Origin of the sequence: Sinorhizobium sp. 7-81, from assembly GCF_030124405.1 — a bacterium.
Classification (GTDB): Bacteria; Pseudomonadota; Alphaproteobacteria; order Rhizobiales; family Rhizobiaceae; genus Sinorhizobium; species Sinorhizobium psoraleae.
Map to the genome: position 1 here is coordinate 1,065,362 of NZ_JASKLT010000002.1, position 24,971 is coordinate 1,090,332.

25 protein-coding genes are annotated in these 24,971 nt (G+C 62.3%); 17 read left to right on the top strand and 8 right to left on the bottom strand.

Annotation, left to right across the window (positions count from 1 at the left end):
• Positions 1–122 precede the first annotated feature (122 nt).
• The 3 genes from QN224_RS12100 (at position 123) to xylB (ending at position 3,858) form a co-directional block, all read left to right on the top strand.
• Positions 123–1,250, top strand: a complete 1,128-nt coding sequence (locus tag QN224_RS12100) for a metallophosphoesterase (RefSeq protein ID WP_283976835.1) — start codon at positions 123–125, stop codon at positions 1,248–1,250.
• Between the two features lie 105 nt (positions 1,251–1,355).
• Entirely contained in the window at positions 1,356–2,393 is a 1,038-nt protein-coding gene (locus QN224_RS12105; RefSeq protein ID WP_283976836.1) for a LacI family DNA-binding transcriptional regulator, read from the top strand.
• A 10-nt stretch (positions 2,394–2,403) separates the two neighbouring features.
• Positions 2,404–3,858: a xylulokinase gene (xylB, locus tag QN224_RS12110; protein ID WP_283976837.1), complete on the top strand. Its 1,455-nt coding sequence runs from the start codon at positions 2,404–2,406 to the stop codon at positions 3,856–3,858.
• 26 nt (positions 3,859–3,884) lie between these two features.
• On the opposite strand, the gene QN224_RS12115 is transcribed toward xylB, so the two are convergent.
• Entirely contained in the window at positions 3,885–4,244 is a 360-nt protein-coding gene (locus QN224_RS12115; protein WP_283976838.1) for a nuclear transport factor 2 family protein, read from the bottom strand.
• Between the two features lie 133 nt (positions 4,245–4,377).
• Between QN224_RS12115 and xylA the strand changes: the two genes are divergently transcribed.
• From xylA to QN224_RS12155, 8 genes are all read left to right on the top strand, one after another.
• Positions 4,378–5,688: a xylose isomerase gene (xylA, locus tag QN224_RS12120; RefSeq protein WP_283976839.1), complete on the top strand. Its 1,311-nt coding sequence runs from the start codon at positions 4,378–4,380 to the stop codon at positions 5,686–5,688.
• Positions 5,689–5,943: 255 nt separating this feature from the next.
• On the top strand, positions 5,944–6,996 hold the full coding sequence (locus QN224_RS12125; protein WP_283976840.1) for a sugar phosphate isomerase/epimerase: 1,053 nt from the start codon (positions 5,944–5,946) through the stop codon (positions 6,994–6,996).
• Positions 6,997–7,167: 171 nt separating this feature from the next.
• Entirely contained in the window at positions 7,168–8,352 is a 1,185-nt protein-coding gene (locus tag QN224_RS12130; protein WP_269281224.1) for a Gfo/Idh/MocA family protein, read from the top strand.
• 309 nt (positions 8,353–8,661) lie between these two features.
• Positions 8,662–10,035: a GH1 family beta-glucosidase gene (locus QN224_RS12135; RefSeq protein WP_283976841.1), complete on the top strand. Its 1,374-nt coding sequence runs from the start codon at positions 8,662–8,664 to the stop codon at positions 10,033–10,035.
• 447 nt (positions 10,036–10,482) lie between these two features.
• Positions 10,483–11,562, top strand: a complete 1,080-nt coding sequence (locus QN224_RS12140; RefSeq protein ID WP_283976842.1) for a methionine ABC transporter ATP-binding protein — start codon at positions 10,483–10,485, stop codon at positions 11,560–11,562.
• Positions 11,552–12,217, top strand: coding sequence for a methionine ABC transporter permease (locus QN224_RS12145; protein WP_283976843.1), 666 nt, complete (start codon positions 11,552–11,554; stop codon positions 12,215–12,217). Before QN224_RS12140 ends, QN224_RS12145 begins: the two co-directional genes overlap by 11 nt.
• Before the next feature lie 39 nt (positions 12,218–12,256).
• Positions 12,257–13,033 carry a MetQ/NlpA family ABC transporter substrate-binding protein gene (locus QN224_RS12150; RefSeq protein WP_283976844.1) on the top strand — a complete coding sequence of 259 codons (777 nt, stop codon included), beginning with the start codon at positions 12,257–12,259 and terminating at the stop codon, positions 13,031–13,033.
• A 204-nt stretch (positions 13,034–13,237) separates the two neighbouring features.
• Positions 13,238–13,636: a GFA family protein gene (locus QN224_RS12155; protein ID WP_283976845.1), complete on the top strand. Its 399-nt coding sequence runs from the start codon at positions 13,238–13,240 to the stop codon at positions 13,634–13,636.
• A gap of 250 nt (positions 13,637–13,886) precedes the next feature.
• Here QN224_RS12155 and QN224_RS12160 read toward each other — a convergent pair whose 3' ends face one another.
• From QN224_RS12160 to QN224_RS12170, 3 genes are all read right to left on the bottom strand, one after another.
• Entirely contained in the window at positions 13,887–14,831 is a 945-nt protein-coding gene (locus tag QN224_RS12160) for a rhodanese-related sulfurtransferase (protein WP_283976846.1), read from the bottom strand.
• A gap of 110 nt (positions 14,832–14,941) precedes the next feature.
• Positions 14,942–15,850 (bottom strand): CHAD domain-containing protein, encoded by a 909-nt coding sequence (locus tag QN224_RS12165; RefSeq protein ID WP_283976847.1) that lies wholly within the window; start codon positions 15,848–15,850, stop codon positions 14,942–14,944.
• Positions 15,847–16,320, bottom strand: coding sequence for a CYTH domain-containing protein (locus tag QN224_RS12170; RefSeq protein ID WP_283976848.1), 474 nt, complete (start codon positions 16,318–16,320; stop codon positions 15,847–15,849). Before QN224_RS12170 ends, QN224_RS12165 begins: the two co-directional genes overlap by 4 nt.
• A 201-nt stretch (positions 16,321–16,521) precedes the next feature.
• Here QN224_RS12170 and QN224_RS12175 point away from each other — a divergent pair, with 201 nt between their 5' ends.
• The 4 genes from QN224_RS12175 to QN224_RS12190 all read left to right on the top strand — a co-directional run bounded on the left by QN224_RS12175 (position 16,522) and on the right by QN224_RS12190 (position 19,088).
• Positions 16,522–17,160: a 2-dehydro-3-deoxy-phosphogluconate aldolase gene (locus QN224_RS12175; protein ID WP_283976849.1), complete on the top strand. Its 639-nt coding sequence runs from the start codon at positions 16,522–16,524 to the stop codon at positions 17,158–17,160.
• Positions 17,161–17,326: 166 nt separating this feature from the next.
• On the top strand, positions 17,327–18,031 hold the full coding sequence (locus QN224_RS12180; protein ID WP_283976850.1) for a tellurite resistance TerB family protein: 705 nt from the start codon (positions 17,327–17,329) through the stop codon (positions 18,029–18,031).
• Between the two features lie 146 nt (positions 18,032–18,177).
• Positions 18,178–18,876, top strand: coding sequence for a GNAT family protein (locus QN224_RS12185; protein ID WP_283976851.1), 699 nt, complete (start codon positions 18,178–18,180; stop codon positions 18,874–18,876).
• Positions 18,873–19,088, top strand: a complete 216-nt coding sequence (locus QN224_RS12190) for a hypothetical protein (RefSeq protein ID WP_173509054.1) — start codon at positions 18,873–18,875, stop codon at positions 19,086–19,088. Before QN224_RS12185 ends, QN224_RS12190 begins: the two co-directional genes overlap by 4 nt.
• A gap of 159 nt (positions 19,089–19,247) precedes the next feature.
• Here the strand turns inward: QN224_RS12190 and QN224_RS12195 are convergent, their stop codons facing one another.
• The 3 genes from QN224_RS12195 to QN224_RS12205 form a co-directional block, all read right to left on the bottom strand.
• Positions 19,248–20,282, bottom strand: a complete 1,035-nt coding sequence (locus QN224_RS12195) for a nickel/cobalt transporter (RefSeq protein ID WP_283976852.1) — start codon at positions 20,280–20,282, stop codon at positions 19,248–19,250.
• Positions 20,276–20,920 carry a DUF1007 family protein gene (locus QN224_RS12200; protein ID WP_283976853.1) on the bottom strand — a complete coding sequence of 215 codons (645 nt, stop codon included), beginning with the start codon at positions 20,918–20,920 and terminating at the stop codon, positions 20,276–20,278. The genes QN224_RS12195 and QN224_RS12200 overlap by 7 nt, the downstream gene beginning before the upstream one ends.
• Positions 20,921–21,026: 106 nt before the next feature.
• Positions 21,027–21,917 (bottom strand): LysR family transcriptional regulator, encoded by an 891-nt coding sequence (locus tag QN224_RS12205; protein ID WP_283976854.1) that lies wholly within the window; start codon positions 21,915–21,917, stop codon positions 21,027–21,029.
• A 696-nt stretch (positions 21,918–22,613) separates the two neighbouring features.
• On the opposite strand from QN224_RS12205, the gene odc2 reads away from it, so the two are divergent.
• A complete protein-coding gene (gene odc2, locus QN224_RS12210; protein WP_283976855.1) occupies positions 22,614–23,753 on the top strand; it encodes an ornithine/lysine decarboxylase in 1,140 nt (379 codons plus the stop codon).
• Positions 23,754–23,842: 89 nt separating this feature from the next.
• Positions 23,843–24,433: an N-acetyltransferase gene (locus QN224_RS12215; RefSeq protein WP_283976856.1), complete on the top strand. Its 591-nt coding sequence runs from the start codon at positions 23,843–23,845 to the stop codon at positions 24,431–24,433.
• A 109-nt stretch (positions 24,434–24,542) separates the two neighbouring features.
• On the opposite strand, the gene QN224_RS12220 is transcribed toward QN224_RS12215, so the two are convergent.
• Positions 24,543–24,953 (bottom strand): VOC family protein, encoded by a 411-nt coding sequence (locus QN224_RS12220; protein ID WP_283976857.1) that lies wholly within the window; start codon positions 24,951–24,953, stop codon positions 24,543–24,545.
• Between the last annotated feature and the right edge of the window lie 18 nt (positions 24,954–24,971).

Consider the following 24,971-nt stretch of genomic DNA (forward strand, 5'->3'; position numbering starts at 1 on the left):
CTGCCGGTGCAACGGGAGAGGATAGGGGCGAGGCCTCCTGGCCGCAGCGAGAGCTTTACGCACTCCGAGCCTTGCTGCACACTCCTGCCCTCTCGTTTACTGGAAAGCTGAGAGGCAAGTGGATGGGATCGCGCGAGAATGCCCCCGTTGGCCCGTCGAGGCGGGCGTTTCTTGCCGGTGCGGCTGGCCTTGGTCTTTCCCTGATGGCAAGCGGCAGGCCTGCAAAGGCCGCGTGGCCTCCTGTCGATGCCACCTTTCTCTTCTCCAACGACGTCCACGCCTGCCTCGTTTCCACCGAAGGGCTGGCGCCGAACTGCGAGGCGGAGGGCAAGACCGACGCCAACCTGTTGCGTCACGTGGCGGCGCTCAACGCGATTGCCGTGCAGCACTGGCCGGTGATGATCGATGGGGACCCGAGTGGCCTCGCCGGTGCCGGGCAGAAGATCGAGCGCCCGCTCGGCCTCGTTCTCGGCGGCGACATCACCGACGATGGCGGCGGTCAGGTTCGCCAGCCGCACGAGGGACGGCAACTGCAGCAGTTCCAGAGCCGATACGAGCAACGTCCGGGTCCGCAGCACATTCACTTTCCCGCCTATGTCGGGCTCGGGAATCACGACCTCGACCAGGACGGTCCGCCGCCGAATGTCGACTGGTACCGCCGGGAACTGCGCGACTATGTCGAGCTTACGCACCGCCAGACCGTGTTCTACAAGCCGCCGGTGCCGGTGACAAATTATGATCCGTTATCGGACAACTATTCCTGGGACTGGGGCGGCTTGCATCTTGTCCAATTGCAGCGTTTCGGCGGCGACGAGAACAGGGGCGCAGTAAGCGGTCTCGGCTGGCTCAAAGGGGACCTCGGGTCCTATGCCGCTGACGGCCGGCCGGTCGTGCTGTTCCAGCATTATGGCTGGGATGCGTTTTCAACGGAGGTCTGGGACACAACGGCGGAGACCTTCGACGATCAGGGAGACGGGAAGCCCCACTGGTGGAGCCCGGAGCAGCGCCAGACGTTGCTCGACGTGCTGAAAGACTACAATGTCGTCGGCCTTTTCCATGGGCATGAACATGAGAGGGTCATGGCCTACCGCGCCGACGGGGTCGACCTCTTCAAGCCGAGGGCCGCCTATCTCGGTGGTTTCGCCGTCGTCCGCGTCACCGACGCGTTCATGGACGTGGCCTTCGGCGAAGCCCAGGGTGAGGCCGGCGGTGTCGTCTTCACCCACGCTTTCAGCAAACGCTTCACCTGAGAAACCGATCGCTGGGACACGGGCGATCTCGCTCCTTTCGCGGCGGCGACATTTTTGATTTACGTACATCAAAATTTCCTCTAAGGGGTTCTCCGGGAGGAAGAGATGCGACCAACGGTTCACGATATCGCCGCAAAAGCGGGCGTCAGCCTGGCGACCGTCGACCGGGTGCTGAACAACCGCCCCGGTGTCAGGAGCGTCACACGTGACAAGGTCGAGCGCGCGATTGTCACGCTCGGCTATGTACGCGATGTCGCTGCCGCCAATCTCGCGAAAGGTCGCAACTACCCCTTCGTATTCATCCTGCCGGCAGGCGATAATTCATTCATGCGCGGACTCGAGGGCGAGGTGCGTGCCGCAATGGCGCGTTCCGCTTCGGAGCGAACGCAGATCACCATTCTTCCCGTTCCGGCCTTTGACGCGCAGGCCCTCGTGCAGGCGCTGTCGGATGCGCATCAGCGCCGGCCGGCCGGGGTGGCCGTCGTCGCCGTCGATGCCCCCGAGGTGGCCGAAGCGGTGAAGCAACTGCGGGACGACGGCATCGCGGTTGTAACGCTCGTGTCGGACCTGCCGGGATCGGGACGCGATCATTTTGCCGGCGTCGACAATATTGCGGCAGGGCGCACAGCCGGCACCCTGATGGGCCGCTTTACCGGTGGTCGTGCGGGTCCGATCGCCGTGCTGGCCGGCTCGATGCTGGTGCGCGACCATCGCGACCGGCTCGAGGGCTTTACCGCCGTCATGGCCGAGGAGTTTCCGGCGCGCCGGCTGCTCCCGGTGATCGAAGGGCAGGACGATCCGGTCCTCGTCGAAAAGCTCGTGCACGCGCTCGTCGAGCGCGAGCCTGATCTGGCGGGCATCTACAGCCTCGGTGCCGGCAATCGCGGTCTCATCGCCGCACTCGATAAGACCGGCAAGAGCAAGATGGTCTGCGCGATCGCCCACGAACTGACGTCGCACAGCCGCGCCGCGCTTCGCTCCGGCACGATCGATGCCGTGCTCAACCAGGATGCCGGGCATGAGGTGAGAAGCGCGATCCGCGTTCTGAAGGCCAAGGCAGACGGGCTTGCCGTGATCGAGGCGCAGGAACGCATCCGCATCGACATTTTCCTGAAGGACAACCTGCCGATCGAGCAGGCATAGGAGGACACCCATGTATCTCGGACTGGATCTCGGCACGTCCGGTGTCAAGGCGATGCTGATCGATGGCGAGCAGAAGATCATCGGCTCGGCATCGGGAGCGCTCGATGTTTCGCGGCCGCATCCCGGCTGGTCGGAACAGGATCCGGCGGAGTGGATCCGCGCCACCGAGGAGGCGATCGCCGGCCTCAGGACGGCCCATCCGGATGCACTCGCGGCCGTCCGCGGAATCGGCCTCTCCGGGCAGATGCACGGCGCGACGCTGCTCGACGAGCACGACGCGGTGCTTCGTCCCTGCATTCTGTGGAACGATACCCGCAGCTTCCGTCAGGCCGCGGTACTCGACAGCGATCCTCAATTCCGCGCGCTGACGGGCAATATCGTCTTTCCGGGGTTCACCGCGCCGAAGCTCGCCTGGGTGCGCGAGAACGAACCTGAGATTTTCGCCAAGGTGCGCTGGGTCCTGCTCCCCAAGGATTATCTCCGCCTGTGGCTGACCGGCGAACATATGTCGGAAATGTCCGATTCCGCCGGCACATCCTGGCTCGACACGGGCAAGCGCAAATGGTCGGAGAGCCTGCTGGCAGCGACCCATCTCGAAGAACGGCAGATGCCGGATCTCGTCGAAGGCACGGACAGCGCCGGCACGCTCAGGCCAGAACTCGCCAGCCGCTGGGGCATGGGCGCAGGCGTCGTCGTTGCCGGCGGTGCCGGCGACAACGCGGCCTCGGCCTGCGGTATGGGTACGGTCGGTGAGGGGCAGGCCTTTGTGTCGCTCGGCACCTCCGGCGTGCTCTTCGCCGCCAATGCCAGCTACCTTCCCAATCCGGGAAGCGCAGTCCATGCCTTCTGCCATGCGCTCCCGAACACCTGGCACCAGATGGGCGTCATCCTCTCGGCGACCGATGCGCTCAATTGGCATTCGGGGGTCACCGGCAAGAGTGCCGCAGAGCTTACCGGCGAACTCGGCGACGTATTGAAGGCGCCCGGTTCCGTCACTTTCCTTCCCTATCTTTCCGGCGAGCGCACGCCCCACAATGATGCGGCGATCCGCGGCGCCTTTGCGGGACTCGGCCACGAAAGCTCGCGTGCAGTGCTGACGCAGGCGGTGCTCGAAGGCGTCTCCTTCGCCATCCGTGATAGCCTGGAGGCGCTCCGCGCGGCCGGCACGAAGCTCCAGCGCGTGACCGCGATTGGCGGCGGTTCGCGCTCACGCTACTGGCTGAAGTCGATCGCAACGGCGCTCAACCTGCCGGTCGACCTGCCGGCGGACGGGGATTTCGGAGCGGCTTTCGGCGCTGCGCGACTCGGTCTCATCGCCGCGACCGGCGCCGACCCTGTCGCAACCTGCTTTGCACCGGCAACGGCCGAAACCATCGCGCCGGAAGCGTCGTTGGTTTCGGCCTATGAGGATGCCTATCAGCGTTATCGTCGCCTCTATCCGGCGATCAGGGATGCGACGCTATGATCAGCCGCGGCGCATCCGACCGTCGCCTATTGCGCCGGGATCTTGTCGAGGAAGCCGGTCACTTGCTTCAAGCGATCGCCTTCGATAAGGCCGAAATCCGTGCCTTCGATAACGGAGGTTCCGTTCGGCCCGAGCGTCCAGCTAAAACGGATCATGTCGGAGAACCCGTCCGGCTTGCCCCTGAGGGCGAAGCGGAAGCCGGGGAACTGATGTTGCACGCCGGCAATCAGCGTGTTGATCGCCTCATGACCCTCGCCCTGCATGACCGGGTCGCGGTAGCCGATCTCCGGCGTGAACGCCCTTTCGATCAGAGTGCCGCGTCTTACGGCATCGGTCTCGTTCCAGGCGGCAATATAGGCTTCGGCAATGTGATCGAGGTCGTGCATCGGAATTTTCCCTTCGGTTTGCGTTTCGATGTGCCGACTGTCGGCGATCGAGGGAATGAAACCAATTACCTTCCACGTAATAGCCGGGGCCGCTTGGCGCCGGCGATCCATCATCCATGAGAGGAGCAAGATCGTGAGCACGGGATTTTTCGGCGATATCGCCAAGATCAAATATGAGGGGCCGGAGAGCACCAATCCGCTCGCCTTCCGCCATTACAACCCGGACGAAATCGTTCTCGGCAAGCGGATGGAGGACCATCTTCGCTTTGCGGTCGCCTATTGGCACACCTTCGTCTGGCCGGGCGGCGATCCCTTCGGCGGCCAGACCTTTGAGCGGCCGTGGTTCAAGGACACGATGGATGCCGCGAAGCTGAAGGCCGACGTCGCATTCGAACTCTTCCAACTCCTCGGCGTGCCGTTCTACTGCTTCCACGACGCGGATGTGCGTCCGGAGGGGAGAAACTTCGCCGAGAACACCAGCAATCTCAACGAGATCGTCGACTATTTCGCCAAGAAGCAGGCCGAGACCGGCATCAAGCTGCTCTGGGGCACGGCCAACCTCTTTTCGAACCGGCGCTACATGTCGGGTGCGGCAACCAATCCGGATCCGGACGTTTTCGCCTTTGCCGCAGCAACGGTGAAGACCTGCATCGACGCGACGCAGAAGCTTGGCGGCGAAAACTACGTTCTCTGGGGCGGACGCGAAGGTTATGAAACCCTGCTCAACACCGACTTGAAGCGCGAACTCGATCAACTCGGCCGTTTCGTCAACCTGGTCGTCGAGTACAAGCACAAGATCGGCTTCAAGGGTGCGATCCTGATCGAGCCGAAGCCGCAGGAGCCGACCAAGCACCAATACGACTTCGACGTCGCCACGGTCTATGGCTTCCTCAAGAAGTACGGTCTCGAGAACGAGGTGAAGGTCAACATCGAGCAGGGCCACGCCATTCTCGCCGGCCACTCTTTCGAGCATGAGCTCGCGCTCGCCAACGCGCTCGGCATCTTCGGTTCGATCGATATGAACCGCAACGACTATCAGTCCGGCTGGGATACCGACCAGTTCCCGAACAACGTTCCAGAAATGGCGCTTGCTTACTACCACGTGCTTGCAGGCGGCGGCTTCAAGACCGGCGGCACCAATTTCGACGCGAAACTGCGCCGCCAGTCGATCGACCCGGAAGACCTCTTGATCGGCCATATCGGCGGCATGGATTGCTGCGCGCGCGGTCTCAAGGCGGCGGCGAAGATGATCGAGGACAAGGCGCTTTCGGCTCCGCTCGACAAGCGTTATGCCGGCTGGAACGTGCCGGAGGCGAAGAAGATGCTCGAGGGCGGCTTCTCGCTGGAGGAGATCGAGGCCTGGGTGCGTAAGGCCGACCTCAATCCGCAGCCGAAGTCGGGCAAGCAGGAACTCTTGGAGAACGTGGTCAACCGCTACGTCTGATCGCTGCGAGCGATGGGCGCTCCCGTCACAGGGCGCCCGTCGCTCACTCCAAAACATGGCCATGCGTTTTGGCGAGGACCGAAAATGCGACTTGCATGATAGGTAGAAGCGGGATTGCCCCTCGTGAAAAATCTGTTAGCTTCTGCCTCCTGCAACGTTTCAGGTCTATCAGCTATCGCGAAAATTGGGTGCAGCCGCACCTTTTCCAGAAACCGGTCATGCGGACCGGAATCGTGATCCAGGGAGGAATTCGGGATGAAGACCATCAAGGGCCCAGGCCTTTTTCTTGCGCAGTTCGCCGGTGATACGGCTCCGTTCAATTCCTGGGACTCGATCACCAAATGGGCCGCCGACTGCGGCTACAAGGGTGTGCAGGTCCCGAGCTGGGACGGGCGGTTGTTCGACCTGAAGAAAGCTGCCGAATCCAAGACCTATTGCGACGAGATCACGGGCAAGGCACGTGACAACGGTGTCGAGATCACCGAGCTCTCGACCCATTTGCAGGGCCAGCTCGTCGCCGTGCATCCGGCCTATGACGAGGCTTTCGACGGCTTTGCCGCGCCGGAAGTGCGCGGCAATCCGAAGGCGCGCCAGCAATGGGCGGTGGAGCAGGTGAAGATGGCGCTGACGGCGTCCCGCAATCTCGGCTTGGACGCCATGGCAAGCTTCTCCGGGGCGCTCGCCTGGCCCTTCGTCTATCCGTGGCCACAGCGTCCCGCGGGCCTCGTTGAGACCGCCTTCGACGAGCTTGCCCGGCGATGGAAGCCGATCCTCGATCATGCCGAGGATTGCGGCGTCGATGTCTGCTACGAAATCCATCCGGGCGAAGACCTGCACGACGGCATCACCTACGAGATGTTCCTGGAACGCACCGGCAACCACGCCCGCGCCTGCATGCTCTATGATCCGTCGCACTACGTGCTGCAGTGCCTGGACTATCTCGACAATATTGACATCTACAAGGACCGGATCCGGATGTTCCACGTCAAGGACGCGGAGTTCAATCCGACCGGCCGGCAGGGTGTCTATGGCGGCTACCAGAGCTGGGTGAACCGCGCTGGTCGCTTCCGCTCGCTTGGTGACGGCCAGGTCGATTTCGGCGCCGTTTTCTCGAAGATGGCCGCCAATGATTTTGCCGGCTGGGCCGTCGTCGAGTGGGAGTGCTGCCTGAAGCATCCGGAAGACGGCGCACGGGAAGGCGCCGAGTTCGTCAAGGCGCACATCATCCGCGTCACTGAAAAGGCGTTCGACGATTTCGCCGACAGCGGAACCGACGAGGCGGCGAACCGGCGGATGCTGGGTATTTGATCCTCTGCCCCATCACCCTGACCCTCTCCCCGTGCGCGGGGAGAGGGAACTTGCCCACCTTCCGCTGCGGCAAGGGGAGGCGCCGCTACGAGTCCCTTCTCTCCGAGAGAAGGTGCCGGGAGGCGGATGAGGGGCAATTCCACCGCAAACATTTCAGGAGAGGAAAACAGAATGGCAATTGAGGGAAGCAGCACGGAAAGTCGTCAAAAGCGCATCCGGCTCGGCATGGTTGGCGGCGGTTCCGGCGCCTTCATCGGCGCGGTCCACCGCATCGCGGCAAGGCTGGATGATCATTATGAGCTGGTGGCCGGAGCGCTGTCGTCGACGCCGGAAAAGGCGGAGGCGTCCGGCCGTGAACTGGGCCTCGATCCGAAGCGCGTCTATTCCGACTTCAAGGAGATGGCGATCCGCGAGGCGAAGCTCAAGGACGGTATCGAGGCGGTTGCGATCGTGACGCCGAACCATGTCCACTACGCCGCTGCCAAGGAATTCCTGAAGCGCGGCATCCACGTCATCTGCGACAAGCCGCTGACTTCGACGCTTGCCGACGCGAAAAAGCTCAAGAAGGCGGCGGACGAGAGCGATGCGCTGTTCGTGCTCACCCACAACTACACCGGCTATCCGATGGTTCGCCAGGCGCGCGAAATGGTGGCGAACGGCGATATCGGCGCCGTCCGGCTCGTGCAGATGGAGTATCCGCAGGACTGGCTGACCGAGAACATCGAGCAGTCCGGCCAGAAGCAGGCCGCGTGGCGAACCGATCCGGCTCGTTCCGGCGCCGGCGGCTCCACCGGCGACATCGGTACTCATGCCTATAACCTCGGTTGCTTCGTTTCCGGTCTCGAACTGGAGGAGCTTTCAGCCGACCTCGACAGCTTCGTCGGCGGCCGTCAACTTGACGACAATGCCCATGTGATGATGCGCTTCAAGGCGAAGGACGGCGCGCGTGCCAAGGGCATGCTCTGGTGCAGCCAAGTGGCGCCCGGTCATGAGAACGGCCTGATGGTCCGGGTCTACGGCACCAAGGGCGGCCTCGAGTGGACGCAGAAGGATCCGAATTATCTCTGGTACACGCCGTTCGGCGAACCGAAGCGCCTGCTGACGCGTGCCGGTGCCGGGGCGGGACCGGCCGCCGCCCGCGTCTCGCGCATCCCCTCCGGCCATCCGGAAGGTTACCTCGAAGGCTTCGCCAATATCTACTCGGAAGCCGCACGGGCGATTTTCGCCAAGCGCAATGGCGAGAAGGTGGATGCGGCCGTCACCTATCCGACGATAGACGACGGCATGAAAGGCATGGTCTTCGTCGATGCCTGCGTGCAGTCCTCGAAGCGCAACGGCGCCTGGATCAAGGCCTGACTTACTGCATGTTTCCTTAAATCGTACCCGATCTAAGGACAAAAACATGCAGCAATTCAAAGTTCTACAGCGTCCTTTGCGCGTCTGATAAGACGCGCGGCGCTGTAGACGACGCAAGATCGAGGAGGGCGGGGGTAACCTCGCCCTTTTCGCGGCTTGACATTTGCCGTCGCGGCTTTAGGCCACGTTTGAAAACGAGAGCTGGTTGAGGAAAAGCCCCTGCGGTCTTCGGTCCGCATCCGCTCCATCCGATGAAAATGCAGCCGCGCCGGTTTCGGCGTTCGGCTGCACAGACGACGAGGCCGAACAATGATCGAAGCCAAGAAGCTGGCAGACCGCTTTCCGGGTGACTTTGTCTTCGGAGTAGCAACCGCATCGTTCCAGATCGAGGGCGCGAGCAAGGCGGACGGGCGCAAGCCCTCCATCTGGGACGCCTTCGCCAACATGCCCGGCCGCGTTTTCGGGCGCCACAACGGCGACGTCGCTTGCGACCATTACAATCGGCTCGAAGAAGATCTGGACCTGATCGAGAACCTCGGCGTCGAGGCCTATCGCTTCTCGATCGCCTGGCCGCGCATAATTCCGGAGGGGACGGGTCCGATCAATGAGAAAGGGCTCGATTTCTACGACCGGCTTGTCGACGGGTTGAAGGCCCGCGGCATCAAGGCCTTTGCCACTCTCTACCACTGGGACCTGCCGCTTGCGCTGATGGGCGACGGCGGCTGGACGGCGCGGACGACCGCCTACGCCTATCAACGCTATGCCAAGACTGTCATCGCCCGTCTCGGCGACCGGCTCGATGCCGTCGCCACTTTCAACGAACCCTGGTGCTCCGTATGGCTCAGCCATCTCTACGGCGTTCACGCGCCGGGCGAGCGCAACATGGATGCGGCACTGGCAGCACTTCACTTCACCAATCTCGCGCATGGCCTCGGTGTCGAGGCGATCCGCTCCGAAAGATCGAGTCTGCCGACGGGCATCGTCATCAACGCCCATTCGGTCTATCCGGGCAGCAAAAGTGCCAAGGACAAAGCCGCGGCCGAACGCGCCTTCGATTTCCATAACGGCGTCTTCTTCGGCCCGATCTTCAAGGGCGAGTATCCCGAAAGCTTCCTGTCGGCGCTTGGCGATCGCATGCCCTTGATCGAGGACGGCGACATGGCGACGATCTCGCAGCCGCTCGATTGGTGGGGCCTCAACTACTACACGCCGATGCGGGTTTCCGATGACCCGTCCGAGGGTGCGGAATACCCGGCAACGGTTAATGCCAAGCCGGTCAGCGACGTGAAAACCGATATCGGCTGGGAGGTCCATGCCCCGGCGCTTGGCACGCTCGTCGAAACACTCAATGCCCGCTACAAGCTGCCCGACTGCTACATCACCGAGAACGGGGCCTGCTACAACATGGGTGTCGAGAACGGCATCGTCGACGATCAGCCGCGGCTCGACTACATCGCCGATCACCTGTCGGTCACGGCTGATCTGATCGCCAAGGGCTATCCGATGCGCGGCTATTTTGCCTGGAGCCTGATGGACAATTTCGAATGGGCCGAGGGCTACCGGATGCGCTTCGGCATCGTCCATGTGGACTACGAGACGCAGGTTCGAACGATCAAGAAGAGCGGCCACTGGTACAAGGAACTGGCGGAAGAGTTTCCGAAGGGCAACCATAAGAGCGCGTGAGGTCGGGCGAGGCGACCCGCTGCACCCCGCGCAGTGTCCCACCGGCCTGCTCAATTCGCCGCTTTCCTCAAAGTGAGCGGCGGGCCTCGCGTCTCGGCCCAAAATAAGCACGCTTTTTGCGCGCAGCCGTGTGCTTTCGGAAAAATTTGCCTGTGAAAGAGGGTAGTCAAACGCCATAAACGACATAGATTGCGTGGCATGGCAGCCATGTCCGCAATGGCGTTGAATTGACCGGTTGCCTGATGATAGAGAATTGCTCCCTGTTCCGAATGCGTTGTCGAATGTCGGCCCGATAAAGTGATGCGGGCAGAACCCGCGCCCACTTTCCATCCCGCTGCTGACGCATTTTCCGTCCCGGCGCTGCCAGGGACAAGAGTTTCGAACATCCGAGAGCATCATGTATCCTCATCACATCGCCAAGTTCCCTCCTTCGGGGGTGACCGGACTATGACCGCTTCCGTGCCCACGCCCTCATCCGATGATGTCTCGGTCGCCTTCAAGGGCATCTCCAAGCGTTTTGCGGCGTCCGGCGAAAGCGGCGCCTTTACCGCGCTCAATAATGTCGACCTCAACATCGGGCGAGGCTCCATCACCGGCATCATCGGCCGTTCCGGCGCCGGTAAATCGACGCTGATCCGGCTGGTGAACGGCCTCGAGAAGCCGTCGAGCGGCAAGGTGCTCGTCGACGGCGTCGACGTGGGTGCGCTTGACGAGGCGGGCTTGCGCACTCTCCGGCGCTCGGTCGGCATGATCTTCCAGCATTTTAACCTGCTCTCCTCGCGCACCGTATTCGGCAACGTCGCGCTGCCGCTGGAAATTGCCGGCATGGATCGCCGTGCCATCGAAGCGCGCGTGCGGCCGCTTCTCGATCTCGTCGGCCTTGCCGACAAGCACGCTCGCTACCCGGCCGAGCTCTCCGGCGGCCAGAAGCAACGCATCGGTATTGCGCGTGCGCTCGCGACCGAGCCGAAACTGCTTCTTTCGGACGAGGCGACGTCGGCGCTCGACCCGGAAACGACGCAGTCGATCCTCGAGCTCTTGAAGCGGATCAATGCCGAACTCGGGCTGACCGTGCTGCTCATCACCCATGAGATGGAAGTGGTGAAGGCCGTCACGTCGGATGTGGCCGTCATCGACAGGGGCGAAATCGTCGAACGGGGCAAGACCTTCGATGTCTTCACGCATCCGAAGCACGAGACGACGCGTGCGCTCCTGTCCGGATTGCCGGGTTCGAAACTGCCGGATGCCGTTGCGCGCGGCCTGAAGCCAGCCGCGAGTGCGGGCGATCGTGCAGTGGTTCGCCTCACCTTCTTCGGCGCCACGGCCGAACGGCCTTTGATCTCGCAGCTCATCAAATCGGTCGGCGCCGAGGTCAATATCATTGCCGGCACGATCGATGAGATCGGCGGCAAGCCCTATGGTTCGCTCGTGGTTGCCTATGCGGCGGACGCCGAAACGTCAGCCAGGGCAGAGCGCTTCTTCATCGAAAACGGACTGGTCACGGAGGTGCTCGGCTATGTCGCCTGATCTTCTGCTCCTCATCGCCAAGGCCACGTTCGACACATTACGCATGGTGGCGATTGCTGGCCTGATCGGCTCGTTGATCGGCCTGCCGATCGGCATTTTCCTCGCAACCAGCGGCAAGGGCGAGCTGTTCCCGGCGCCAAACATCAACCGCATCGTCGGGCTCATCGTCAATGCCACGCGCTCGACGCCCTTCATTATCCTGGTCGTTGCGATTATCCCGTTCACGCGTCTCGTCACCGGCACCTCGATCGGGACGAAGGCGGCGATCGTGCCTCTGACGATCGCGACCATTCCGTTCTTCGCGCGACTGGTCGAGGCGGCAATCCGCGACATCGACAAGGGCCTGATCGAGGCTGCCCGCGCCATGGGCGCGACCCCGACCCAGATCGTCTTCAACGTGCTTCTGGCCGAGGCTCGTCCGGCGCTGACGCTGGCGCTCACCATGACTATCGTCAGCCTCATCGGCTATTCGGCGATGGTCGGGGCTGTTGGCGGCGGCGGTCTCGGCGATCTCGGCATCCGCTACGGCTATCAGCGCTTCAGGCCGGACGTGATGCTGATCGTCGTCGTCGTGCTCATCGTGCTCGTGCAACTGGTGCAGAGCGCGGGGGACCGCCTTGCCCGCCGCTTCGACAAACGCAGCCGTAAGAACTGATCCTCTCCCAAGACATCTAACAGTAACAAGGAGACTTCCGTGAAAAAGCTCATTCTAGCCGCGGCCTTCGCCGCCCTTGCGGCCGGCACCGCCCTTGCGGAGACCATCAAGGTCGGCGTGACCCCGGGCGAGCATGCCCAGATCATGGAGAAGGTGAAGGAAGTCGCCGCTCCCAAGGGCCTCGATATCGAGATCCTCGAATTCTCCGACTATGTGGTTCCGAACCAGGCGCTCGCCGATGGCGAACTCAACGCCAATTCCTTCCAGCACCAGCCCTATCTCGACAACCAGATCGCCGATCGGGGCTACGATATCGTCAGCGTGGGCCTGACCATCACCACGCCGATGGGTGTGTACTCGAACAAGGTGAAGAGCCTGGATGAGCTCACGGATGGTGCGACGATCGCCATTCCGAACGACCCGACCAACGGCGGGCGCGCGCTCCTGGTTCTCGCCTCAAAGGGCCTCATCAAGGTCAATCCGGACGTCGGGCTGAAGGCCACCCCGGCCGACGTGACGGAAAATCCGAAGAACATTGAGTTCGCCGAACTCGACGCGGCCCAGCTTCCGCGCTCGCTGGCCGATGTCGGCGCGGCCGTGATCAACACCAACTACGCGCTCGAGGCCGACCTTCATCCCAAGGAGGACGCCATTGCCATCGAAAGCGAGAAGTCTCCTTACGCCAACGTCATTGCGGTGCGCGCCGCGGATAAGGACGCACCCTGGGTGAAGACGCTGGTCGAATCCTATCACGACGACAGCGTCAAGACCTTCATCGTCGACACCTTCAAGGGAGCACTCATCCCCAGCTGGTAGCTCACCCGTTGAACGCAGACATGCACCGCGCGCTGCAACCTCGGCGCGCGGTTTTTCTTTGACCAAGAAAGCCGCTTCGCTATCCTCTACAGCGCCGTGCGTAGACGCACGGCGCTGTAGCACTTTGAATTGCTGCATGTTTTTGCCCTTAAATCGGCTCCGATCTCAGGAAACATGCAGCAGGCAGCTTGAGGAGGAGATGACATGAGCGGGATGAAGGGTGGGTGCCTCTGCGGCGCGGTAAGATACGAAGCCAAGGGTTCGCCGATCTATTCCGGCTTCTGCCATTGCCGCGACTGCCAGCGGGCCACGGGTACCGGTCACTGCTGCTATATGATCTTCTCGTGCGCCGACGTCGATGTCACCGGCGAGCTCCGCGCTTACGAGAAGCTCGCCGAAAACGGCAACGTGACGATCCGCCACTTCTGCCCCACGTGCGGCAGCCAGATCTTCTCGTCCGGTGCCGACCGCTGGACGGTCTATGCCGGCACGCTCGACGATATGTCACTGTTTGAGCCCACCAACGCGGTCTTCACCCGCAGCCGTCCGCATTGGGATCGGTTGGTCGTTGGCCTGGAAGAGTACGAGACGCTGCCGAGCTGATTGGAACGAGAGTGATTGCTGAGCGGCAGGATACCCCGCCTGCCGGGCATCTCCCCCACAAGGGGGGAGATCGACAAGGTGGGGGCTCCCCGCTACCCCTCTTCGAAAAATTCAACCTTCCTGCGGAAGCGATCAATAAGGTGGACGGCGGCGCCTCGGGCGAATCTCCCCCTTGTGCGGGAGACGCCCGGCAGGGCAGAGGGGGTGCCTCGTTAACGCTGAGCTGAGCCCGCCGGACCCAGACGCCGCGTCAGCTTCCGAGATGTCGCTCGCCGCGCTTCTTCGCGAGCGAGATCTGCCTCTGCCGCTCGCGATAGCGCTCGCGGTCCTCGTCGGTGCGGACCTCATGACAGTGGATGCAGGAGACGCCTTCCTCGTGCAGGGGCGACAACAGGTCAGCCGGTGTCAGGGGCTGGCGGCAGGCGTGGCAGAGCGTGTGCTCGCCTTCCGCGAGCCCGTGCGTCACGGAAACGCGTTCGTCGAAGACGAAGCAGGCACCATCCCAAAGGCTTTGCTCCACAGGGACCTCCTCGAGATATTTGAGGATGCCGCCCTTCAGATGATAGACCTCTTCGAAGCCTTGCTCCTTCATGAAAGCCGTCGCCTTCTCGCAGCGGATGCCGCCGGTGCAATACATGGCGATCTTCGGCTTGTTGTGCAGGCCGGTATTGTTGCGCACCCACTCCGGAAACTCGCGGAAGGTCTTGGTCTTCGGATCGACGGCACCGCGGAAAAGGCCGATCGCCGTCTCGTAGTCGTTGCGCGTGTCGATCACCAGCGTCTCCGGATCGGAGATCAGCGCGTTCCAATCCTTCGGGTCCACGTAGGTGCCGACCACCTTGTTGGGGTCGATGTTTTCGACGCCCATGGTGACGATCTCTTTCTTGAGCCGCGCCTTCATGCGGAGGAACGGCATCACCGAAGCCCGGCTTTCCTTGTGTTCGAGGCGGGTGAATTCCGGCTGCGCGCGCAGAAAAGCGAGCACGGCGGCAATGCCCTCGTCGGAACCGGCGATCGTGCCGTTGATGCCCTCATGGGCGACGAGCAGGGTGCCCTTCACGTCATTGGCGTCGCAGACTGCCTGCAGCGGGTCGCGAAAATCGGCGAAGCGCTGGAAGGGAACGAAATGATAAAGCGCTGCCACCAGAAACTGGCCTTGTGTCTCCGGGCGCGGGGTCATGGATATGTCGGTCATGCGCCACGCAAATACAGCTTTCGGCCGCCAAGTGCAATCGCAGCCGCCGTGTCCAATTGTCCGGCTGGCCAGCGGCCGGGTTCGGCGGCAGAATGAAGCCGCACGCCACTCTACCGTCCGGCCTCAAGCCAGAGCAGCTCGATCGTTCGGCTTTCATCTTTTGGCTTGTCGAGAAAGACCGCCGCCGCCCGTTGCCGCGCCTCCGCTCTCAGCGCCTCTTCCCGCGTGATAACAGCGGAAAGGAGGTGTGCCTGGTTCTGGCTGCTGCCGGCAAGGCCCGGCTCCTCGTTGATCAGCGATGTGAGCGTGGCGAGGTCGTTCAAATGGCCGAGTACGTCTACGAGCGCCTTGGCTTCCGTCCTCTTCGCCCCCATTGCCGAGGGCCAGATCTCCCGCATCAGCGCCAGTTGCATCCGGTAATCCTGGGCTTGCTTGCGCAACTCGTGGAAAAGCGTGGCATCGGTGCCCGCTTCGCAGGCTGCCCTCGCGCACGCGGCACGCTTCAGGGTACGACCCCAGCCTTTTTTCAGCCGGGCCGCGGAGTTTCGTTTGCCGTCGTTGAAGGTAACATGCGCGAGTGCGGCAAGTGCCTGCTCGCAGTCGATGATTGTCGAGGCGATCTTGACTTCGATGTCCGCTTCGCTCTCGGCGATCCGGTCGCGGCGTTCCGCGAGAATGGTGTAGACCTGGTCGAGGGCCGTACTCTGTTCGTCGCTCTTCGTCTGCCCGCGCAGGTAGTTGATGTTCTCGACGAGTGCGGCAGCGTCGCGGGCGGTCGAGAGATTTCGCGCCATCGCGCGTATACGGGCGTTTTCCTGCTTCTGGAACAGCGGCGCGTCGGAGGCCACAAGCCGGTAGAGCGAGCGCAGGCGCTTGAAGTTCTTGCGGGCGTCGTGAATTGCTTCGTGAACACCTTGCGGCCGATGCTCGAGCACAGCCACCGCGTGTTCGATCTGTTCGGCCCCGACAGCCCGAAAATCCTCGGTGAAAGGCCAGCCGGGATTGAACGCATAACTCATGATTGCGCTTCCAGCAGCCCCTCTGTGGCAAGCGCCTGATTGGAATAGCGGCGATCTCCGGTAATCTCGCGCCCCAGCCATTTCGGCAGGGCCGGCAAATCCGTTTCCCGCTTCATTTCGACCTCGGCGACGACAAGCCCGGCGAGCGCCCCCTCGTAGACGTCGACCTCCCAGGTGAAACCCTTGTGGGGGACGCGATAACGTCGCTTCTCGATGACGATACCGACCGCCTGGGTCAGCAATTCCCGAGCATCGTCCATGGGCAGATCGTATTCGTATTCATTGCGAACGAGTGCCGACTTGCCGATCTTGATGGTCAGGCGCGCCCACTTGTTGCCATGGATCCGCACACGGACGGAGCGATCTTCCATGGTAACGACGTAGGCTTGCTGTAGTTTTATGCCCTTGTCCGCGTGCTCCTGCCAACCGCCGTCAGCGACCAGGAACTTACGCTCTATCTCCTTCGCCATGGATTTCCCGCCATTTCGAGAGGTGGACTGCGGATAAACTATCGTTTTATCATCAAGGCTCAAGCCACCTCTTTGTCGCCGATGATATTTTATTTTTCGCTGTTATAAGGCGAGGATGTGTTCACGACCTTCGGTCTCGACAAGCAGGGCCGGGGAGGGTATGCGAAGCGGAACATTCAATCGTTTTAAAAGGTGACCGGCATGAGCGCGAAAACCGACAAGCTTCTCTCCATCCTCAAGCTGCAACCGGTGGTTCCGGTGCTGGTCATCGACGATGCTGCAACGGCCGTGCCGTTGGCGCGGGCACTGGTCGCCGGCGGCCTGAAGGCGATCGAGATCACGCTGCGCACGCAAGCGGCGCTGGATGCGATCCGGGCGGTCGCCGCCGAGGTCGAGGGCGCTGTCGCCGGTGCCGGCACGATTCTCAACGCCGCACAGTTCGAGCAGGCCGTGGAGGCGGGATCGCAGTTCATCGTCAGCCCGGGCACGACGCAGGAACTGATCGAGGTCGCCAACGACCACGAAGTGCCGCTGCTGCCGGGTGCGGCGACGGCGAGCGAGGTGATGGGGCTGCGCGAGGAAGGCTATCAGGTCATGAAATTTTTCCCGGCCGAGCAGGCCGGAGGTGCTGCCTATCTGAAGTCGCTTTCCTCGCCGCTCGCCGGCACCTTGTTCTGCCCGACCGGCGGCATCTCGCTTGGCAACGCGCGCGATTATCTCTCGCTACCGAACGTCGTCTGCGTCGGCGGTTCCTGGGTGGCGCCGAAAGAACTGGTGGCCAAAGGCGATTGGGCCGGCATTACCAAGCTTGCCGCAGAAGCCTACGCCCTCAAGGGCTGATTTTACGCAACACCGAAGCGTGCGAAGGCCGGCGCCCCGGCCTTTTTCGTGCTCAACGCGAATTGTATTTTTCTCGCAACGTTCCTATGTCTCAATCCGCCGACGACGACGCGGGGCGAGCGTTTCCTGTATTGCCGTCGCGCGGTAACCGAAGAGGAGCGAAGCCATGTTCGACGCGAAGAAGTTGCTGGATCAATTCTTGGGTTCGCAGGTGCCTGGCGCCGGCGGCACGGTGCGCGACCGGGCCGATCAGGTGACCAGGCTTGCCAAGGATAATCCGCTTGCTACGGGCGCGATCACGGCGGTTCTTCTGGGAACGAAATCCGGCCGCAAGCTCGCCGGCAATGCGGCGGTGCTTGGTGGTCTCGCCGCGGTCGCCGGGCTTGGCTACCAGGCCTACAAGAACTACCAGGCCGGCAAGGCGCCGGCCGCCGAACCGGCTTCGCAGCCGACGCCGGAGCTCCTGCCGCCGCCGGCCGACTCCGGCTTTACGGCACCGGCAGCCGTGAGCAACGACTTTGCCCTGATCCTGGTGCGCTCCATGATCGCCGCTTCCCGCGCTGACGGCCATATCGACGAGACCGAGCGTGCTCACATCATGGGCAAACTGTCGGTTTCCGGCCTCTCGGCCGATGCGGCGGCATTCCTTGAGGAGGAGCTCGCCAATCCGGTCGATCTCGATGCGATCGTCGCTGCCGCCACGACGGAGGAGCAACGCGTCGAGATCTATACCGCGTCGCGTCTTGCGATCGAGCCGGAGAGCCGGGCCGAACGCGGCTATCTCGACCTGCTCGCCGGTCGGCTCGGGCTCGCCGACGCGCTTGTCGACCATATCGAGGCAACAGTCTCGGGAGCCAAGGTTCCCGCCTGATCCCGGCGGCGCGCAACGGGGACACCGGGGAGCGGGATCGCTCCCCTCCCATTCGTTACGCTTCATGGGTCCATCAGCAGTTTGAATTTGTAACGGCCAGGCGTCTGTCCTATTGCGAGGGGCAAATGAAAACGCGGGAGCAATCGATGCGTGACCTAGCCAATTGGAAGGGATGTCCGGCGCCGCAGCCGGTTCTTATCGAGGGGCGATACGTCAGGCTGGAGCCCTATGATCGGGCGGCGCATCTAGAAGCGCTCTGGCACGACGCCTTCGGCGGCATGGCGATCAACCCGCTCCTGAAATATTTCACCCAGGACGATTTTTCCGGCATCGGAGACTTCGACGCCTGGCTGAGCTCGGTCCAGCAGAAGTCCGGTTGGATCACAGAGGTCTTTCGCGACAAGGCGACCGGCAAGGTGGTCGGCATGGCAAATTACATGCGGGCGGACCCGGCCAATGGCGTCGTGGAAGTCGGTGGAGTGGCCCACGGGCGGGCCATGGCGCGCTCGCCGTTATCGACGGAGGCGCACTATCTGATGGCCCGGCATGTTTTCGAAGATCTGGGCTACCGCCGCTACGAATGGAAATGCCACAGTGAAAATCAACCGAGCCGCACCACTGCAGCGCGTCTCGGCTTCACGTTCGAAGGCATTTTCCGCCAGCATATGATTTCAAAGCATGGCAACCGCGATACCGCCTGGTTCTCGATCATCGACGGCGAATGGCTGCTCATCAAGACTGCATTCGAAGCTTGGCTGTCGCCTGAAAACTTCGATGGTGATGGCCGCCAGAAGCGCCGCCTCGAGGATATTCGCGTCGATCTAGCAGCAAAGGAGCGAGCTTGAAACCGCCTGAGAAAAGGGAAAGATCCGCCGCAATCGCGGCCGCGGTCATTCTTGTCGTCGTCGCCGTCGGCTTCTTTGCCTTGCCGTCAATCATGCTTTGGCTCGGCGATATTTCGCCGTGGCTCGCCGCGGCCTTCGGCGCTCTCTTCGTCCTCGGTTTCTTCCTGATTTTCTGGTTGCGCGCCCGCCATCAGCGCCGACGCGGACAGTGACGCACCTCACTCCTGGAAACTGAGCAATTCCGGACGGAAAACCGTTAAACACTTTTCCTGGAATTGTTCTCTACAGCGACCTTAGCGCGTCCGATGGGACGCGCGGCGCTGTAGAGCATCTTATCCGCTTTCTGTGATTCCATGTGAAAGCGAGATGCTCTAGCCCTGAAGCGCAGCGCCCAGCAGTACAAGTCCAAGCACGAGCACCATCGCGGCGCCGGCGATCTCAATGCCGTTGGAAACGCGTGCTGCGGCAGAAGTGCTCGATGCGTAACGCACGGCAAAACCCTTGGCGGTGACGGCCATGGTGGCGAGGATCGAGACGGTGATCGCCGTGCCGATCGACATGGCGAAGACCGAGAGAACGCCGCCGAGATAAAGCCCGTTCAAGAGCGCGAAGGAGAGTACGATCAGTGCCCCGGAGCAGGGACGCAGGCCGACGGCGACGATCGCCGACCAGGCTTCGCTCAGCGCAAAACGATCACCCTTCAGCATGGCCGGATCCGGCGCATGCGCGTGGCCACAGGTTGAGCAGACCTCGCCGGGAGCATGCACGTGATGATGGTGGTGGTGATCGCCATGATCATGGTGATCGTGGTGGTGATGGCTGTGTTCCGTGTGCGCGTCGCTGGCTGAAGCAGCAGCGGGCCGCACCATCGAACGCAGCTTGCGAAAGACCAGCCAACCTCCGAACGCCGCGATCAGCGCATAGCTTGCGACCTCAAGCGAGTGGGTGGCATCCGTCATGCTGATCGACGAGCCGCGCAACAGCAGATAGACGGCGCCGATCAGCAGGATCGCCACCACTCCTTGCAGCATCGACGATAAAAAGGAGAGAAGGACGCCGCGGCGAAGTTCCGTCTCGTTGGCAATCATGTAGGAAGAAATGACCGCCTTGCCGTGCCCCGGGCCCGCCGCGTGGAAAACGCCGTAGGCAAAGGAGAGGCCGATCAGCGACCAGAGCTGCCACGGGTTCTCGCGCATGCCCTTGAGCGTGCCCGTGAGCAGCCGGTAGAAGCTCTGCTGCTCCATGTTCACCCAGGCAAAGAAACCGCCGAGGAAGCCCGTCGTCTGGACAGACGGTTCGGCAGTGCCGATGCCGAGCGGCGACTGGGCTGCGGCTGCCGTCGCCGAAAGGGCCGCGAGCAAGAGCGCAGCCGCCAGCGGTCCGCCAATCCTGCGTGGCTTTAGCATTTGATCTCGATCCTGGTTGCAAAGAGCTTCGACATGTCGGTGCCGGTAGGGTCGTTCCAGAAGGCGTCGGTCAGCGTGTCCTTGTTTTCGGCGAGTACCTCGTCCGGATCGGGCCGCACCACCTGACGCTCGCAAGCCTCGATCTTGTCGCCGACGACCGTCAGATCATCATCGGTTGGGAAGTCCATTGCCGTGTACATCGTCGGGTCATAGACGCCGAAGGAGAGCTTGCCCTTGAGAGGCAGCGCTTCCGCTGGCTTGACCGCGAACATCATCAGGAGCTGGTTGTCCTTGTAGTCGACGGTAATGCTGTCGGGCTTGTTCACCTTCACCGATTTGCCGTTGTCGGAAATCGTCGTGTAGTAATTGTATTCCGACAGGGATTCGAGAACCGTCTGGCCGACCTCCTTGAGTTCGTCCGGGTCGAGGGTCGCATTTGAGTTCTTGTCGAAGTCGAGCACGACGCTTGCGGAGAACAGTTCGTCGAAGCGCCAGACGTTGCGCAATTCGCCGATCTCGCCCTTGTCGTCGGAAACGATCTCCAGCCGTGCTTCGGCGAAAATGTGCGGATGGGCGACAGCCAGGGCGGGCGCAACGAGCGTCGCGAGGCCGGCCATGACGAGGCGTTGCATTTTCATGGGAGTGGAAATCCTTTTTGGCCCGAGCCGGACGAATCGTCTTCCGAATGTACTGCAAATGGGACGGAATTGGGACTTGGCGATGCAGCGTTTCGCCCTGGCACGGTCATCGCGAGCGGAACCAGCCGTGCAGGAAATCGACGAAGGTGCGCACCTTCGCCGGCAGATAACGCCGATGCGGATAGATCGCGTAGATGCCGCGGTCCTTCGGCAGGAAGTCATCGAACAACGTCACCAACTCACCGGAAAGGATCTTCGGCCGGGCGATGAAGTCCGGAACGGGCGCAATCCCGATGCCGGTGACGGCGGCGCGCGCGGAGGCGAGCGGGCTGTTGACCTCGATCGGCCCGTTCACCGGGACGGTGAAGGTCGAGCCGTCCGGCTCGACGAAGCGCCAGTTCGAATAGGACCGGCCGTTGGTATCGAGAATGCACGGGATCTTCGAGAGTTCGCTCGGATGGTTGAGTGGGCCGACCTTCGCCACGAAGTCTGGCGAGGCGCAGAGCAGCACCTGGAAGTCGTCGAGTTTGCGGGCGATCAGTGTCGAATCCTCGAGTCGGGTGATGCGGACCGCCACATCGAAGCCTTCTTCCACAAGATCGATGAAGCGATCGTCCGATACGATTTCGAGCGACAGTTCAGGATGCTGTTTGCCGAAGTCGATCAGCGACTGCCCGATTTCCGCATCCACGAATGTCCGCGGCACGGTGATGCGCAGCCGTCCGCGCAGATCGGAATTGTTGGCGCGCACGAGATCGGCGAGGTTGTCGATTTCCTTCAGGATCTCGGAGGCCGTTCGGTAGTAGGTGTGGCCGGCCTCGGTCAGCGAGAATTGCCGCGTCGTGCGGTTCAGCAAGAGGGCGCCGAGCTCGTCTTCCAGTTCACGCACATATTTCGACAGAAGCGCCTTGGATTTCCCGACGCGCCGGGCGGCCGCGGAAAAGCCTTCCGCGTCCACGACGTCGATGAAGGCACGGATTCGGGTCAAGGTGTCCATGGCTGACCTTCTTTCATCTCATATTCGCCGGGCTGATTCGCCCGCAATCTCTCGCCTGCCGGAGGACGTGCGCGACACCGGGCCGCCTGCGCTCGACCTTGCGCCGGTTTGTGTCTGCGCCCTTGCCTGGCATTTTGGAGGAAGTCCTTTTATCTGCAATGGCTTAGCGCGGCCGTTCCGGCAGGTTCGATTGTTCAGTGAATGTGAACACCGACAATGTCGTCGGGTTCGGAAAAAATTCAACTGCGGAACGCAAAAAACTCTTGATTACGACAAGGTTTTTTCTTACCTACGCCCTTGCCCAAAGTCGCACGTGCCTGTGGGTGTCCGCCGACCCTCGATTAGGTGAGGTTATCGGTAAGGTACCTGGAACTAACCCCTCCAGTCGCTATTCCGGCCAACCGGGAAATGCGAGGACATCTTGAAGCAACGACGGTGCGGGCCTTTCTGGTGTCTGCCGGCTTTCCAACAGCCGGGGTTACTGAAGAGGCACACCTTCATTGCCGGAAGTGCGGTTGGGATATTCCCTCCAATCCATGGCAGACAAAGCCGAATCTTAGCCTTTGCGGGCTTCGATTCACCGTTTCGCGCATCGAGCGCATGCATGGTTCCGGGGTCTCCACCGGCTGGCACCAGTGCAAGCGCGCGTATGCCCTTTGTCCTCCACAGTTGTGGAGTCTAATGGATCAGGGGAATATGGCTATGACCACCGCACGCATCATCGACTTCCTGAACACCCGACGACCGGAAGGCCCGTGCCTCGTTGTCGACCTCGACGTCGTGCGCGACAATTTCAAGGCCTTCCGCCACGCGCTGCCCGACAGCTCGATCTATTATGCCGTCAAGGCCAACCCGGCGCCGGAAATCCTGCGCCTTCTCGCCGGTCTCGGTTCCAATTTCGATTGCGCGTCCGTCGCTGAAATCGAAATGGCGCTTGATGCCGGTGCGACCGCTCAACGCATTTCTTATGGCAACACCATCAAGAAGGAGCGCGACATTGCCCGCGCTCATGCGCTGGGCGTGTCCCTTTTCGCGGTCGACAGCCATGAGGAAGTCGAGAAGGTCGCGCGTGCCGCTCCCGGCGCACGCGTCTTCTGCCGCGTGCTGACCGATGGCGAAGGTGCGGAATGGCCGCTGTCGCGCAAGTTCGGCTGCGTGCCGCAGATGGCCGTCGACGTGCTCGTCTACGCCCATCAGCTCGGCCTCGTCTCCTATGGCGTGTCGTTCCATGTCGGGTCGCAGATGACGAAGCTCGATGCCTGGGATTCGGCGCTTGCCGACGCCAAGCGCGTGTTCGTGCAGCTCGCCAAACAGGGCATCGAGCTCAAGATGGTCAACATGGGCGGCGGCTTCCCGACGAAGTACCTCAGGGACGTGCCGTCGGCCGAAGCCTATGGCCAGGCGATCTTCGGTGCGCTGAAGAAGCACTTCGGCAATAAGCTCCCGGAGACGATCATCGAGCCGGGCCGGGGCATGGTCGGCAATGCGGGTGTGATCAAGGCGGAAGTCGTGCTTGTTTCGAAGAAGTCGGACAACGACAACCACCGCTGGGTCTTTCTCGACATCGGCAAGTTCGGCGGTCTCGCCGAGACGATGGACGAGGCGATCCGCTATCCGATCCGCACAGCACGCGACGCCGACGTGATGGAGCCCTGCGTACTCGCCGGCCCGACCTGCGACTCGGCCGACGTGCTCTATGAGAAGAACATGTATCCGCTGCCGATCTCGCTGACGATCGGCGACGAGGTTCTGATCGAAGGCACGGGCGCCTACACGACGACCTACTCGGCCGTCGCCTTTAACGGCTTCGAGCCGCTGAAGGCCTATGTGATCTGATCCTGCCTGCTCCCGCGATGAAGCGGGAGCGGCAATTTCACAATTCTTATCCGATCCGCCTGAAGCGGTTTTGATGACGGGAGGCCCCGATGGCCGCTGTTGTTGATGCCATGCGCGCGTTCTTCGCGCCGTCCACCTTTGTGATCGACTCCGAAAATCCGGGCGACGTCGTCGCACGCGAAAGCCTGCTCGACCGCGCGATGGGCCCGGACCGTCGCCGGAAGTCGTCGGAAAAGCTGCGCCGCGGCCGCGTACCGGCCGAGGGGCTTGCCCTTGTCGCGCGCGACCAGGACGGTCACGTGATTGGCACGGTCCGTCTTTGGAATGTCGAAGCGGGCGTAAACCCGGAAGGTCATCCCGTTCCCGCGCTTCTCCTTGGCCCGCTTGCCGTCGACCCAGCGCATGAGGGCAGGGGTATCGGCGGCATGCTGATGCGGGCGGCGATCCAGGAAGCCAAGAACCGTGGTCATGGCGCAATCCTGCTCGTCGGCGACGCCGCCTACTACGAACGCTTCGGCTTCTTCGCCGCGCGGGCGCAGCATCTCGTCATGCCGGGACCGTTCGAGCGTAACCGTTTCCTGGCGCTCGAGCTCAAGGACGGTTGGCTCGATGGTGCGGCTGGAATGCTGGTGGCGAGCGGCCGCAAGCTCGCCCTGCCGCCGCTCAAGCACGCCGCCTGAGATCTCCGCCTCTCACCCTGCGGAGGCGGACAACGAACAGCGCTCCTGCGCCGAAATGGCGCGGGGGCGCTGTAGTGTTTTGGGGGCGCTGCTTCCGGCCGCGTTGCCTTCACGTTCGGGACGCCGATTGTTTCCTGGCATCGTAGCAGACAAAAGCAAGTTTGTTGCCATCTGGGTCACGCACGTAGGCCGCGTAAAAGCCATCGCCATATTGCGGGCGGAAGCCGGGTTTCCCCTCGTCCCGGCCCCCGCACTCCATCGCGATCTCGAACATCCGGTTGATCAAGTCTGCGCTTTCGATGAGAAAGGCCGTCATTGTTCCGTTGCCAACCGCGGCGCGGCTGCCGTCGAAAGGGTAACCCGTAAAGAAGCGTGGAGCCCTGTCGTCATCTCTCCGCCCCCAGGAGGTAACCTGTTCATCACAATAGCAGCGCTCCTGACCGATCAGCGCCATCAACGGGTCGTAAAATCGCTCGGCCCGCTTCAGATCCGTTGTTCCGACCATCGTGTATCCGATCATGCGCCGTCCTCCGATGCC

Coding starts and splice junctions, on each gene's coding strand:
- QN224_RS12125 (WP_283976840.1), top strand. CDS start 5,944: ATGAAGACCATCAAGGGCCCAGGCCTTTTTCTTGCGCAGTTCGCCGGT.
- QN224_RS12100 (WP_283976835.1), top strand. CDS start 123: ATGGGATCGCGCGAGAATGCCCCCGTTGGCCCGTCGAGGCGGGCGTTT.
- QN224_RS12185 (WP_283976851.1), top strand. CDS start 18,178: ATGCGTGACCTAGCCAATTGGAAGGGATGTCCGGCGCCGCAGCCGGTT.
- QN224_RS12130 (WP_269281224.1), top strand. CDS start 7,168: ATGGCAATTGAGGGAAGCAGCACGGAAAGTCGTCAAAAGCGCATCCGG.
- QN224_RS12160 (WP_283976846.1), bottom strand. CDS start 14,831: ATGACCGACATATCCATGACCCCGCGCCCGGAGACACAAGGCCAGTTT.
- QN224_RS12175 (WP_283976849.1), top strand. CDS start 16,522: ATGAGCGCGAAAACCGACAAGCTTCTCTCCATCCTCAAGCTGCAACCG.
- QN224_RS12165 (WP_283976847.1), bottom strand. CDS start 15,850: ATGAGTTATGCGTTCAATCCCGGCTGGCCTTTCACCGAGGATTTTCGG.
- QN224_RS12135 (WP_283976841.1), top strand. CDS start 8,662: ATGATCGAAGCCAAGAAGCTGGCAGACCGCTTTCCGGGTGACTTTGTC.
- QN224_RS12170 (WP_283976848.1), bottom strand. CDS start 16,320: ATGGCGAAGGAGATAGAGCGTAAGTTCCTGGTCGCTGACGGCGGTTGG.
- QN224_RS12180 (WP_283976850.1), top strand. CDS start 17,327: ATGTTCGACGCGAAGAAGTTGCTGGATCAATTCTTGGGTTCGCAGGTG.
- xylB (WP_283976837.1), top strand. CDS start 2,404: ATGTATCTCGGACTGGATCTCGGCACGTCCGGTGTCAAGGCGATGCTG.
- QN224_RS12105 (WP_283976836.1), top strand. CDS start 1,356: ATGCGACCAACGGTTCACGATATCGCCGCAAAAGCGGGCGTCAGCCTG.
- QN224_RS12220 (WP_283976857.1), bottom strand. CDS start 24,953: ATGATCGGATACACGATGGTCGGAACAACGGATCTGAAGCGGGCCGAG.
- QN224_RS12145 (WP_283976843.1), top strand. CDS start 11,552: ATGTCGCCTGATCTTCTGCTCCTCATCGCCAAGGCCACGTTCGACACA.
- QN224_RS12215 (WP_283976856.1), top strand. CDS start 23,843: ATGGCCGCTGTTGTTGATGCCATGCGCGCGTTCTTCGCGCCGTCCACC.
- QN224_RS12205 (WP_283976854.1), bottom strand. CDS start 21,917: ATGGACACCTTGACCCGAATCCGTGCCTTCATCGACGTCGTGGACGCG.
- odc2 (WP_283976855.1), top strand. CDS start 22,614: ATGGCTATGACCACCGCACGCATCATCGACTTCCTGAACACCCGACGA.
- QN224_RS12155 (WP_283976845.1), top strand. CDS start 13,238: ATGAGCGGGATGAAGGGTGGGTGCCTCTGCGGCGCGGTAAGATACGAA.
- QN224_RS12195 (WP_283976852.1), bottom strand. CDS start 20,282: ATGCTAAAGCCACGCAGGATTGGCGGACCGCTGGCGGCTGCGCTCTTG.
- QN224_RS12115 (WP_283976838.1), bottom strand. CDS start 4,244: ATGCACGACCTCGATCACATTGCCGAAGCCTATATTGCCGCCTGGAAC.
- QN224_RS12200 (WP_283976853.1), bottom strand. CDS start 20,920: ATGAAAATGCAACGCCTCGTCATGGCCGGCCTCGCGACGCTCGTTGCG.
- QN224_RS12140 (WP_283976842.1), top strand. CDS start 10,483: ATGACCGCTTCCGTGCCCACGCCCTCATCCGATGATGTCTCGGTCGCC.